At 36.7% G+C, this 14,196-nt stretch carries 7 protein-coding genes and 1 pseudogene; 3 read left to right on the top strand and 5 right to left on the bottom strand.

Annotated features, from left to right (window positions below; genetic code table 11):
- Window positions 1–53: 53 nt before the first annotated feature.
- The 3 genes and pseudogenes from FLS47_RS08050 to FLS47_RS08040 all read left to right on the top strand — a co-directional run bounded on the left by FLS47_RS08050 (window position 54) and on the right by FLS47_RS08040 (window position 3,159).
- Entirely contained in the window at window positions 54–629 is a 576-nt protein-coding gene (locus FLS47_RS08050; RefSeq protein ID WP_149913857.1) for a DUF4136 domain-containing protein, read from the top strand.
- Between the two features lie 251 nt (window positions 630–880).
- The gene (locus FLS47_RS08045) at window positions 881–1,477 is read left to right on the top strand and encodes a hypothetical protein (protein WP_149913856.1); all 597 of its coding nucleotides are present in this window, start codon (window positions 881–883) and stop codon (window positions 1,475–1,477) included.
- A 143-nt stretch (window positions 1,478–1,620) separates the two neighbouring features.
- Window positions 1,621–3,159, top strand: a pseudogene (locus FLS47_RS08040) (IS1182 family transposase).
- Between the two features lie 431 nt (window positions 3,160–3,590).
- On the opposite strand, the gene FLS47_RS08035 reads toward FLS47_RS08040, so the two are convergent.
- From FLS47_RS08035 to FLS47_RS08015, 5 genes are all read right to left on the bottom strand, one after another.
- Window positions 3,591–4,562, bottom strand: coding sequence for an IS110 family RNA-guided transposase (locus tag FLS47_RS08035; RefSeq protein WP_262713863.1), 972 nt, complete (start codon window positions 4,560–4,562; stop codon window positions 3,591–3,593).
- A gap of 228 nt (window positions 4,563–4,790) precedes the next feature.
- Window positions 4,791–6,890 (bottom strand): RagB/SusD family nutrient uptake outer membrane protein, encoded by a 2,100-nt coding sequence (locus FLS47_RS08030; RefSeq protein ID WP_149913854.1) that lies wholly within the window; start codon window positions 6,888–6,890, stop codon window positions 4,791–4,793.
- 33 nt (window positions 6,891–6,923) lie between these two features.
- Window positions 6,924–9,980 carry a SusC/RagA family TonB-linked outer membrane protein gene (locus tag FLS47_RS08025; RefSeq protein ID WP_223225187.1) on the bottom strand — a complete coding sequence of 1,019 codons (3,057 nt, stop codon included), beginning with the start codon at window positions 9,978–9,980 and terminating at the stop codon, window positions 6,924–6,926.
- 333 nt (window positions 9,981–10,313) lie between these two features.
- Complete coding sequence (locus FLS47_RS08020) at window positions 10,314–11,345, bottom strand: GntR family transcriptional regulator (RefSeq protein WP_149913852.1); 1,032 nt, start codon at window positions 11,343–11,345, stop codon at window positions 10,314–10,316.
- A 106-nt stretch (window positions 11,346–11,451) separates the two neighbouring features.
- Complete coding sequence (locus FLS47_RS08015) at window positions 11,452–14,196, bottom strand: glycosyl hydrolase (protein ID WP_149913851.1); 2,745 nt, start codon at window positions 14,194–14,196, stop codon at window positions 11,452–11,454.

The following is a 14,196-nucleotide window of genomic DNA, read 5'->3' as shown; positions in this document are numbered from 1 at the left end:
TTTTAAACCTTTCTACTATCTAACTGTCAAACATCATATAATTGGGCTTAGTTATGAAAAATTTTGGTATACTATTTTCAGCTTTGGTACTGTTGGTCTTAGCTTCTTGTTCTTCCAACAGGTATCATACAACGCGCGTTCAAAATTTAGATTTTACGCAATATAAAACATACGGTTGGTTACCGCCTGTCGATTCTTTATCAAAAGATTACTTCAGTAATGATATTGCAAAGCACAATATTATGACCACTGCAAATAAAGAAATTGAGGATAGAGGATTAACATATACTAAAGAAAATCCTGATGTACTATTTCGTTATGTAGCCATAGTAAACAACAAAAGTAGAATGGTCTATTCATCCTACCACAGTGGTTTTGGATGGGGTGGTCCTTGGGGCTGGTATCGACCATGGGGTTATTATGGTTTTTATTCTCCATCTTATCCTGTTGGCAAAGAAAGAATTCGCTATGGTCATCTAATCTTGGAAGCGGTAGACCGCAATAAGAAAACAGTAATTTGGCAAGCACGTGGAACTACCGAAGTAGATAATCCAGAAAAAGCAATCAACGGATTACCAAAATTGATACAGGGTATCATGAAGCAGTATCCGTTAAAGATTAACAAATAGAAAAAGCTCCCTATGGAGCTTTTTCTATTCTAAGTAAAACACTATTTCCTATTAGCTCCCGATGTTTATAAAAATTGGAAGAGTAATTTAATGTGTCTTTATCTGTCTTTCCAAATACAGAATAATTTCTTTAGGTCTATTTAAAGATTAATTTATACCAAAACCGACATTTAGGTCGGCTATTTTTGTTTATAAACAAATAATTTAACAACTTTACGTAAATCAACATATTAAGAAGCATCAGCAACACTATGTATAAATTATTTTTCTCTACAGTTTTTACACTGATTTCGTTTGGAATTTTTGCACAACAACCTACATTACAACAAAAATTACAATCTAATTTACCTTTACATACGCAATTTCAAGTATTGTTAAATCAATCTAGAAATCAAGATGCAGACTTCAAGATTATTCGTAAATCTAATATTGAAATCGTACAACGAAATGTCGCTGACTCTATAGCTAAATATACAAAGGAAATAGCCTCTCTGAAAAGCAATTCATCTTCCTCGGTACAACAAGTACAATCTTTGAAAGATTCGGTACAAACACTATCTCAAAGTTTAAAAATTGAGCAAGACAAAACTGATAGTATTTCTTTTTTAGGTATTGATTTTGGAAAATCTTCTTATCACACGTTAGTATGGACGATTATTGGCGTGCTCGCAGTTGCGCTATTTATTATATTGATTTCTTTTAGAAAAGCTAAAGTAGATGCTGTAGAGCATCAAAAAACTGCTGAGGAAGTTCAAAATGAATATCAAGCTCACAAAAAGAAAGCCTTAGAAACAGAACAAAAACTAAAACGTCAATTGCTTGATGAGCAGATGAAACGAGATTCATAATATGAACCAAGTTATAAGTATACTAAAAGGGGGGGGGCTGTATCATAAATCATTGATACAGCCCTTTTTTTGTTTATTTCTTTTCATTAAAATTTCAATTAATCATTTGATTTTCATATATTTATAATATAAAAATCAGATAAATGAGTCGTAAAAAGTCTGCTTTTAAACCATATTATCAGAATCAACTTATTATGCTTCCTCCAACACTCGAGGAGTTGATTCCAGAAAACCATCCTGCACGAGTGGTCAACCAAGTCGTTGACTCCATAAATATCGACCCACTATTAAATGCTTATAACGTTAAAGGAGCCTCCAGTTATCATCCCGCCATGTTATTAAAAGTTGTGGTTTATGGCTACTTAAGTAATACCTATTCCAGTAGAAAGATCGCCAAAGCGTGTCAAGAACATATTCCGTTTATGTGGTTGAGTTCCATGGATCGTCCTGACCATAATACAATCAAACGTTTCCGAGGCGTTCGCTTAAAAAATGCACTTCGTAATATCTTTGAGGAAGTCGTTTCTTTATTAGCAAAAGAAGGATTATTGAGTATTGAAAATATTTACGTTGATGGTGCTAAAATAGAAGCCAATGCTAATAAGTACACCTTTGTCTGGAAACGCGCTATTCAGACCAATAAAGAGAAAATGCGTGCACAGTTAGCCGATATTTGGGAATACGCACAGCAGGTAGCGAAAGACGAAGATAATCTACCTCCTGAACCACCTACGAAAGAAAAAATAGACAGTGAAAGTGTAAAAGCAACAGTAGAGAAGTTGAATGATATCTTAAGTGGTCGCAAAGATATCAGTCCAAAGTCTAAGGCGAAGTTGCGCTATATCAATAAAAACTATCCTGTAAACATAAAAAAATATGAAAAACAGGAAGAAATCCTGGCCGAAAGGAATAGTTATAGTAAAACTGATCCAGAGGCAACGTTTATGCGAATGAAAGACGACCATATGCAAAATGGACAACTAAAAGCGGGCTACAATGTTCAAATATCAACTTCAAATCAGTTTATTGTTAATTACACCATACATCCCAATCCTAATGATACGCTCACGCTAGCTTCACATCTTGAGCAGCACAATAAGAGTTATCAAAATCTACCTAAAACAGTAACTGCTGATGCTGGATATGGCTCCCATGAAAACTAGGAGCTCATGGAAGAGAACGAGATTACAGCCTATGTTAAATACAACTACTTTGACAAAAATCAGGGCGCGAAGGAGAACAAAAAGACTCCATTTACAGTAGATATGCTGTATTATGATCAACAGAAGAACCAATACATCTGTCCTATGGGGCAAGCAATGAATTATATCGGTAATAGCGCCCGCAGAACAAAATCTGGCTATCTACAGCAGCATAGCCTTAACCAGGCTAAAAACTGTGATGGGTGTCCTTTGCGAGGAGTTTGTCATCAATCCGCTCAGAACCGAATAATAACTGTAAATCACGACCTAAACAGATACAAGAAAAAAGCGCACGCGTTACTAAATTCTGAATCCGGAATAGAGCATATAAGAAAGCGATGTTGGGATGTAGAAACAGTTTTTGGAAATATCAAACAGAACCACGGGTTCCGCCGCTTTATGCTTCGAGCTAAGAAAAAAGTCGAAATTGAATGGGGATTATTAGCCACAGCACAAAACATAAAAAAGAAAGCAGCCTAATAAGGTTGTTTTTTGATTTTTAAAGACTAAAATTGCCTAATATTCAAAACGTACATTTTACAGCTTGAAGAAATCGGATGAAATCTATTTTCATCCAAAAAAATCATAAATAGAAAAGGCTGTATCATTTATTCTGATACAGCCCCCTATGAATAAAATTCTATAATTCTTAGATTTTAGTCAAAAAACTTCCTAAGAAAGGCCTTCCCAAATTTTTTGAAAAGGCACTTTCTCAAGCTTTTTTTCTTATACAAATGTAGTAAAAAGATAATAATTTCAGCCTCCTATTAGTAATCAAAGTTACAGGTATCCATTAGATTTAATTTGATGATCTGCTACACACTCTTAATAAAGAAACTTAATTCAGGCTGTCTCAAGTAGTCAGAAGCATCAAGTAGAAATTATCTTTTCACTTACTTTTTATTTTATATTTATCTTAATAATCCTTTTTCATAGAGTCTTGTATTAGTCCATATATGATATATTCGTGATAGCAATTTTCTGGCGATGACCACTATTGCGCGTTTCTTAGTTCTACTCTTTATGAGTTCCTGAAACTTCAGTGCTAGAGCAGGATCCGTTCTAATGGCTATCCAAGCCGCTTCGATAAGTAGCGGTCGTAAGGCAGAATTTGCTCTTGGAGTCATCTTTCCTTTTCTTATATTCTCACCAGAAGAAAATTCACTTGGACATAGGCCGATAAATGAATTGAACTTCGCAAAGTTATTGAACCGTTTGATTTCGCCAATTTCGGTCAGCATCGTCATAGCTGTGATAATGCCTATACCTGGAGCAGAAATCAATATTGAATAGACTTCTTTATATCTCTCATGCGAAGAGAGGTGTCGTATGTCCTTATTAATCTGCAATAACCGTTTTCGTAGAAATTCAACATCATCTATCACGTGGCTTATTAGTATTTGTGAAGAAACTTCTTCGGGCTTTAGATTACGTATCCAATCAATAAACTTTTTGGTCCAATAAGGTTTGTCGTACTCTTTAGGAATGATTATACCCATAGAATGAAAAGCGGATTTTAATATTTTACGCTTTTTCTGTAAATCTGTTAAAGTCTTTTTACGGTATCTTATGAGCTGTCTATCTGACTCGGTAAGTTTATCAGGAATATAGATAGGGGGCAAAAGTCCTCTAGATAGAGCCATTCCCAATCGACGGGAATCAGAAGTGTCTGTTTTGGACAATATTCCTTTATTCGTTTGTGAAATATCTGATGGATTGACAACAATACAATCGATCCCAAGTGACTCAAGTTCACGTTGAATCGAGAAACCAGAGAAACCAGCCTCATAGCAGGCTAAGTAACGCGCTTCTGGAAAATGAGAGTTTAAATAATTTAAAAGAAGCAACGAATTCGCTTCCTGATGAAAATTCTGAAAGAATATATCATCGATAAATACACTAATATTCCAGTTTTTTTTATGAACATCAATTCCTAAAAAATCTGCCGACCAGAAAAACTAACTCTTAATTTATCTGGGCCTGTTTGTATATTTGTATCCATAGCCTATGGTGTTTTGTGTTAAATCTGTAGCAAGTTAATTGACTACTTACAAAAACCATAGGCCTATTTTATTTCATGGATACTCTTATAGTTTTACAGCATGCTAATACTAATAACCCGGATTCTGCATTGCTTGTTTTTCTGCTGGAGACAGTGCTATTCCATTTTCATTTGTAATAGCATCCAAGAATGATTGCGGCAATGGTCTGTAGTAGTGCGTATTCGGATTGAACACTGAATTTCCTCTTACAAATCCATCGTTGAATGCTTTCCATCTTGCTTCCAACGTTTTCGTACGCGCTAAATCCTCCCAGCGATACAATTCTCCACACAATTCTCTTGTACGCTCATTCAATATAAATTGCAACATCTTTTGCGCGTTACTCGTAGCACCCAGTTTGTTGTAAATTGGGAGATCAACAGGCGAATTGTAAATATCGTTCACAGAGTTGATCACAAGTGACGAAGTAGTAGAAGATGTCGATACAGGCATGTCATTGTTTGACTCGTAGTATGTGTTTTTATTCCAATAAATTGCGCCTTCTGCGGAGAATCCTCCCCCTTTGCCTGCAGCATATTGATTGTTTAAATACGATTGTCCACCATCAATATGTCTTGTACGGTCTTCCCCTTCTTTAAATCCTGCACGATTTCGTAGTCGATTTATCCATGCAATAGCATTTGCATACTGTCCTTCGCCTTTACGCACATAAGCCTCTGCTACCATCAATACGTCTTCAGCTGACCGCGCCATGATAGCGTCACGCGTACCAAATTGAGATGCAATATTAATACGATAACCATCACGGAATTTGGACAATGCGACATAGCGTGAATGCGTACTCGCTCCTTGTGCCAAGAAATAGCCATAATTGCCATGTGCACCTACCCAGGCTTGAGGTTGTCCTTCAAAATATCTTACAAACGTATGTGTATTTTGCATTACACCAGCCTTTGCTACCGATGTAAGATCTGTACCAACTTTAGTAAATCTATTATCTCCCGCGTTATTAACAATATATTTAATAGCTAAATCTCCGCCTTTAAAACGCTTTGTGCCAGCTACAGTTCCTGGAGGGCCTATTGCAGCTTGTTCTGCTGTCCAAGAAGGAGCAGTATTTGTATTGTTGCTACCATACGTAGTGATAAAAGATTTCCAAAAGCGAGAATCATTCACACGATCAAAAACATCTAAAGTGTAATTTGTTGATCTAGCATATGAAAATTCACGACCACCAGAAATATCTCTTGAAGTACCTGCCAAATCTTGATATACTGCTGGATAATACAAATGGATTTGATTACCATAACGTCCCCAAGTCGCTTGATCGTCTGAAAATTGAGCCGACAATACAACTTCAGATACACGCTCATTTGCGCTATTTGCTCTTTGGTAATCCCATAATTCCGTAAAATCATTTACCAATGGATGCGCATTTACAACTTCTGTCCCATATTTAATCACCGCATCTAAATCAGAACTCACAAAATTTGTATTCCAACCGCTATATAATTCACTTGCTCTAGTGAGATGTGCTTTAGCCAAATAGTGAGCTGCCGCCCATTTCGTGACACGACCAAATTCCGTTCCTGTTGGTTTCAATAACTTATAAGCTTCTTCCAAATCTGAAATGATTTGTGCAAAGCACTCCTCTTCAGTATTTCGTTTGAAATAGGTGGATACACCATCAGAGGGAGTCAATTTAAGCGGTACTCCCCCAAATTGAGTCACCAGTTGCAAATAGAAATAACCGCGCATGAAATAACCTTCACCCAGACGTACATCATAGTTGCTATTAGACTTATCATAGTATAAAGGAACGTTTTGAATCAAGGTGTTAGCCGACTCAATTCCTGAATACATATTATCCCATAGTGGCGCGATATTTTGCCCGCCATAAGTCGATTCTGTTGGATTTAAATCCGTACCATAACTATTAAAACTTGGAGATGCATTATTTGCATCTGTAAATTCATCTACACCAAGATTGAAAAGGGCCATACCCCAAGTGTAGTTGAATTTGAATTTCAATTTGGAATATACCCCAATTGACAAATCATCTAAACCTTGTACAGTCGTAAAAATGTGCGTACTAGGTGGGCTAAGTTGTTCCTCTTTTAAAAAGTCTTTACTACAAGACTCAAAGATTGATATACAAGCAACACCTAAGACAGACGCTGCTATTATTTTAAAATTAATTTTTTTCATCTTTTTCTTTTTAAATATTAATCAGCGTTACTATTAAAAACCTACACTTAAACCCAAAACAAAACCTCTGGTGGTAACTGAAGAACCAATTTGATTGGAGTTGTTGTTGTAATTCGAAAGGTCTGTATCTAAAAAGTCGATTTTTGAATATAACATCGCAGGGTTCATTAGCTGACCATAAATTTTAATGTTACTAGCACCTATTCTTTGAAGTTTATTCATTGGAACATTATATCCAAAACTTACATTTCTCAATTTTATAAAAGATCCGTCTCTATAATTCATAGAAGAGCTGTACGTGTCTGCCGCTTCACCATTAGAACCAGGCATATAATATTCTGCGTCTTCATTTACACCCGGGATAAAATAATCCAACTTACGCTGCATATAACGGCCATCCAACGTCGCTGCTCCAGCATTCACTAAGAATCCCCAACGCGAATAGATGAAAAATGAAAGTTCAAAATTTTTGTAATTAAATGTATTAGAAATACCACCAGACCATTTAGGACGATAGGAACCAATAATTTGTTGATCATGATTACGGTCAATTTTTCCGTCAGGAACTCCATCAGGACCACTTAAATCTTTCACGCGGATTTGCCCTGGCTTTCTTCCAAATGTCGCAGCTTCAGCTTCTTCCGAGGTTTTCCAAATACCATCGTATACCAAATCGTAAGCTACAGCCAATTCACTTCCTACAAACCATCTATTACCTACATCTTGCAAATTCCCGTTCGCTAATTCCACGATTTCACCTTTATCTTTTGACCATGTCAAAGATGTACTCCATTGAAAATCTTGTTTCTGGATATTCACGGTATTTAATTGAAGATCGATACCCCAACCTTTTGTTTTTCCAATATTCGCATTTGTCGATGTATAGCCCAAGATAGATGGGATAAGCATTGACATTAATAAATCATCAGTCTTAGTGCTATAAACGTCTACCGCACCATTGATTCTATTATTGAAAAATCCATAATCCAAGCCCACATTAAATTGTGTTGTACGTTCCCATCCTAATTGAGGATTAGCCATTTTTTGTGGATTTGCTGCCGATGGATCTGAAGCCACATATCCTGGAACAGATGAAGTACCACTCCAGTTATAGAAAATCTGGGTTAGCCCCCCTTTAGATGCATAAGGACCGATACCTTGGTTACCTACAACCCCCATACCTGCTCTTAATTTTAATGCATTTACAAAAGATGCATTTTGCATGAAATTCTCTTTGTCAATACGCCAAGCCAAAGAAACGGATGGGAATGAATCCCATTGGTAACCAGGCGCAAGAACCGAAGAGCCATCCCAACGTGTGAATGCTGTTAATATATATTTGTCTTTGTAGATGTAGTTCAAACGTGCAAGATAGGACTCTAATTGATACTCGCGCAATCCTGTACCATATGATCCCGTAAATCCTCCAGAAGAAATATTGTACCACAACTCACGTGCACTGTATACGTCCGTAGCTCGCATAGTCGCACTTTCGAAATTGTAAGCTGACGCTGACTGTAAGAAAGTTAAACCTAACTTATGATCCGTACCAAAATCTCTATCGTAAAACACCAAATTGTCCAGTGTCCACGCCATAGTTCTATCCGGACTGTATGTCACTGCATTATTGCCATCACCGTTAATGCCTTCTGCCGCGTTCGCAATACCTAATCTGTAATGTCTATATTCTGGACCAAACTGCATTTTATAGCGTAATCCTTTCAAAGGAGAAAAGATATTTCCAAAATCTATTTGTCCGAAAAAGCTACCCGTAGCCACTAAACTTTGACGCTGATTGGTATTGTGTTCCAATTCATTGATCGGGTTTATTATATTGATATCACCAGCAGCCGGATTGCGCAGGTAATTTCCATCAGCATCAAAAGGAACTGTCCACGGTAACATACCACGCAAAGCGTTGTAATAATCACCAGCTCCTGTAGTAGATTTTGTAAAACTGTATCCATAATCTTGGTCACCATACGTCAAATTCATATTTAGCCCCATTGTAAACCATTTGGTAGGTGAAGCTTCATAACTAATTTTCGAGGTAAATCTTTCATATAATTGGCCTGGTTGCGTTGCATCTTGTTTCAAATAACCAAATGAACCATATCCCTGCGTAATATCAGTACCTCCAGATACACTCAATGTATGCTCCGTCGATAGTGCATTCTTTCTACCGATTGATGCCCAATCAAATTCACCGACTAAGGAAGGATCCCAAACTGTATTATTTTGTGTCCATCCTTTTGCAATATTTGCCCAAGATGCTGCTACTGATCCCCAACGCGATAGATCTTCGCTATAACTAGGTGTAGTAGATTTTGTCTTAGCCAATCTTGCGTAATCAATCCATTCAGCGGCACTCATGTATTCAGTCACATCGATCATTTTCTCTGATGTAGCTGTACCAGCATAATTCAAGGATGTTCTGCCCTTCTTACCTTTTTTGGTTGTTACCAATACAACACCATTTGCTCCACGCGATCCATACACGGCTGTAGCAGAAGCATCTTTCAAAATGTCAATAGTCTCAATATCTGATGGATTGATATTATCGATTCCACTGCCTTGCAAAGGCATACCGTCAACTACATATAACGGACTATTGGTAGCAGAAAGCGAGCGTAGACCACGAATCACAATGCTACCTGTAGTACCTGGACGTTGATTTGATGTAATGTCTACACCAGCTGCCTTACCCTGCATAGCTTGTAAAGCATCCTTTACGGGCATAGCTTTAAGCTCTTTTTCTCCAATACTAGCCACAGCGCCTGTCACATCAGATTTCCTTACTACGTTGTAACCAACTACCACCACCTCATCTACTTCGAGATTCTCAGCAGTTAATTGAACATTAATCGTAGTTCTTCCCGCAATAGATTCTTCCAGCGTCGCATAACCAATTCCACGAAAACTCAATACGCCATTGCTAGGTGCATCAATGTTATATTGTCCTGAAGAACTCGTTGAGACGATTTTTGAAGAGCCTTTTAAAGAAACTGTAATTCCTTCAATCGGATTCCCAGATATATCGGTGACTTTACCAGTGACTGGGGTTTGACCAAAAGACAGTGAAATACACATGCACATTAAGCTGAAAAGCAGTGTAGCCCTCATGCTTAAATACTTTTGGAAAAATTGGTTAGTTTGTTTTTTCCTTTTCATTGTTTATCATCTAGTAGTTTATTTTGATTCCAAAATTGAAAAAAGTAGCAACCTAACGTTTACATAACTGCATACAAGCCTTGTATGAAAAGTGTCTCGCTATTCACATTACTTGTTTTAATTAAGTTCTAATTTTCTATTGGGTGGTAGAAAATAAAGTAGGTTTAAAATTTTTTCAGGTAGAATACTCCTTGTTCATAATAACTAAAGATAGGTACGCGTCTTTAGTTTTGCATCCTGTATTGTCCTGTATCAAATGGAAGGTCGATAGTTGGCATAGAACGGGACTTCAACTTGCTTTTTTTCGTTATCCTTAATGATTTGTGCTGCGTACTTCCCCATTAATTCGAAGTCAGTAGAAATCGTTGCAATACCACTCAAAATAAATTTTTTCAAGGCTGTCTCGTTGTAAGAGATGATGCCTATATCCTTACCTATTTTTAATCCCTTCTTTATACTCTTCTCCAGAATAAGTTCTAAATCATCTTCGGCAAGGTTGATATAACATTCTCCCTTTTTGATTGATTCTTTGGCAAGATTACCCACCAGAATGTGATCGAATGCGTATTGATTACAAAATTTGTAGAAACCTTTTATTATAGCTTTGGGGTAATCGCTGTTATCGGGAAAAACAAGTTTGATCATTTGATAACGAGAGAGTGGCTCTAAAAACTTTTCAAGTGCTTCATAAATATCTTTCTCGTAATTTTCATAAACACAATCTACATTATCACTGATCCCTTCAATATGTTTACCCAAAAGCATCAATTTGTCTTCTGGTAGCAGTGAAAGCACTTCAGGAGCTTGATCACGGCCCTCTTTGAAATGCGGAAAAACTACATAACGGTCGTATTGTTTATTGAGATTCAGCAATAATCTGCGCAGGTGAGAAATATCACTATTGTACACGAATAAATCTATGGAAGCTTCATCTCCTAATTCCTTCACAAAAGAATCATACACAATCTTTTTGTGCGCACTCAATTTATTAAGAAACAGTGCAATTTTTAATTTTTTAGCAACATCGGTTCTTGCTACAAAATACCCTTTGCCTGGTGTCGAAGAAATTATTCCTGACTTCTTAAGTTGTTTGTATCCTTTTTCGACTGTATCGCGCGAAATATCCAAGTATATACTCAATTCATTGATTGAAGGCAAAATGTCTCCTTGTTTGAGGTAATTATTTCGAACTCCATCGATTACTGCATCTACCAATTGAATATATTTCGGTGTAGATGAGAAATCACTGATTTGAATATTTTTATTGAAAGAGGAACTGTTCATTGTTTATAGTTGGTAGTGTTAGCATAAAGAAAATACATTTTTTTTATACTAACAACTACCGAATACTTTTTTATTTGTCTTTATATACTATACAACTTATAACCAATTAATAACTAAATAATTTTACAGGACCTTGCAAACCACTCTCCAAAACTTTCCATTGACTTGCGTCAAATTCCTTATAATTTATATTTACAAAGTTTATTTCGTGGTAATTTTTCCATTTCACTTTTTTCTCATCCAGATCGCGCATACGATTTGCCATTAAATTCGCTACCTCAATACGAACGGTATTTTTGCCATTTTGCAATAACTCGCCAACTTCGATTTGATAAGGATGCGCCCACAAAATCCCTGCTTCTTTGCCGTTAATAATCACACGAGCACTCTCACCTACACTTCCCAATTGCAACAAATAGGATTTACCTTCCTTTTTTGTGATATCAATTGTCGTCTCATACGCCCCAATGCCAGAAAATTTATTCAACGAAGACTTATTCAGTGCCGTCCAATAGCTTAGCTTCGCTAATGTTTCTGCTTGTGGCAATTGTGGACCTCCCTTGATAAATGATAATTTCCAAGGGGATGCAAAGGAACTTTCTTCCTGAAGCTTTTCAATATATGGGTACGATTTTTCAGCTTTAATTTCATTAGAAGCAATGACAATCCAAGCATATCCCGAAGGGATTTGCATGCGAATAAAATCGTCATTATGCGGTAAATTAAACACTTTACCTGTTTGTGGATCTAGTAGCGTGTAATGCTTTTTAAGATTATTTAATGCAAAAACCTGATCTATATCTTTTTTACTATGATTTACGATGTAGTAATAGTTGTCGTTACCAATTATTCTTCTTGTAAATTTCAGACCAGCACGTGTCAATCGCTCACCAAATAATTGTTCGGTCTCGAGCGCAGAAGTCACATCTTTTGTCAAATAAATTTTCCCTTTTCCGTATTTGGTATATTGATTTTGAACGCCTTCTTTGAATTTCAATAAAGCTATTTGTTCAGCCAATTCTTTTTTGCGAGAATCGTAATTATGATATCCCTCGATATCCGACGGTAATGATTCAAAAATAATCGTCGCTCCGGCTTCAGCTAAACGCAATAAATTCTTAAAAGTATTGACAGAAAAACACTTAGTCTCGGGCACATAAATCGCCTTGTAAGGATTCGCATTTTCTGCTGTGACAACTTTATTGTCTAACACTTTACTCTGTGAAATAAAGGCATCAGAAATAAAATCAAAACTATATCCCTGTCTTTGTAAACGTACTGATTGTTTGTAAAAAGATGTTGGATGTAGCCATTCGTCAACATGATGAACAGATAAAGTTTTAAATGCCCCTTTTGTATCATGCCACACGTCATAGACAGGCCAATAAATAAGCAATTCATTATCCGCTTTACCAGTTTGTAATACGGATTGTACGCGTGTCACGTAAGAATTCAAGCCCGGCAAATGATCCCAAAAAGAATTATTAGTTACAAAATTTGTTGATGCATAAAACAGCCATCCTGGAAAAGCTACATCCTGTGGTGTAAATGTCGTGCCGTGATAAACCACATGATTTACCCCAGATAAAAACAGCTGCTCCACTTCGGGTTTAGCCTGTGATAATGCCGTTTTAAAATGTTCTGTTAGCCAAGTGAACGTTTCTGAAGTAGTAAATTTCTTTCCAGAAAGATGAGTCCCAGAAGATGCAAACTTAAACATCATCGGATCTGGATCCACATTTCGAATATCTTCTTTGTCTCGACGAAGTCCTGGGATATCAAAGAAACTCGAACCGAACGTTTCGCATTCTGCAATATCTGTACTTGCATACAAATCAATTAAATTCCCTGGTGATCCGTGTGCTTGATTACGTGATAATGCTCCGTGCGTGTTGGCAAATTTTGTAAAAGGAACTAAAAAGTTGTTTTTCAAACACAGACTAATCACCTCTCTATAATCAGATTTTATGCGTGCTTCTTTGTCTTTATTTTCGCCCTTTCCCGAAAAATCCAGCAGGTGATTTTGTAATTTATAACCTTTAATACGTTCAAATTCTGCTAAGAATGAATCTGTCCAGTTTGCTCCGTAAACCTCATAACTGTCATTGAAGAATGAACGAACGTTCAGGTCCTTTCCTTTGAATGAATTTGCAAAATGATTAAGATATGATTGAGCAGATTCTTTGCCCAAATGATCTACTGTGTATCCTTCACCACCTGGAGCAGCTCTTTTGACTAATTGGCGTGTTCGCCCCGTGAATAATGCAATTACCTTAATATCTTCTTGTGCTGTCCATTCGCCTTCCTTCGCAACTAAATAATTATCTAGATTAACTTCCTCACCATTTGCTTTGAATGCACGTAGCGCTTGTAGTTTAGAAAATGTTTGTTTCTTATCGCTAACCTGAAGAGGAAATTTCAATTTCTCACCTTTCTTCAAATCAACCTCATCCAAAAAGAATTTGGTAGCAGCTTGTTCTTGGGTCACAAATGGCCCTCCGAATGGCCAGCCAGTACCTAGATTCATGTCTACACCCATACCTAATTTGGAAGACTGATCTGTGGTGACTTTCAACATCTCCATCCATCTATCAGATAAAAAGTTGATATAACGTTTTTCAAATCCTTTGGCACCATATATAGGTGTAATCTCCACGCCTCCAAATCCAGCTTGATTTATCAGCTTTAATTCACGCTCTAGATTGGGTTTATCTACAGCCGATCCCATCCACCACCATCTAGTCCAAGGTTTCATTTCTTTGGTTACTTGTGGCCACAAATCCTGTGCAATAGCTTGAAAAGAAGTCAAACTACCTGCTAATAATAGTGTTAATATTTTTTTCTTCAACAT

It is taken from the genome of Sphingobacterium cavernae, assembly GCF_008520265.1.
GTDB classification, from domain to species: Bacteria; Bacteroidota; Bacteroidia; order Sphingobacteriales; family Sphingobacteriaceae; genus Sphingobacterium; species Sphingobacterium cavernae.
This window is presented reverse-complemented; position numbering and strand designations above follow the sequence as displayed.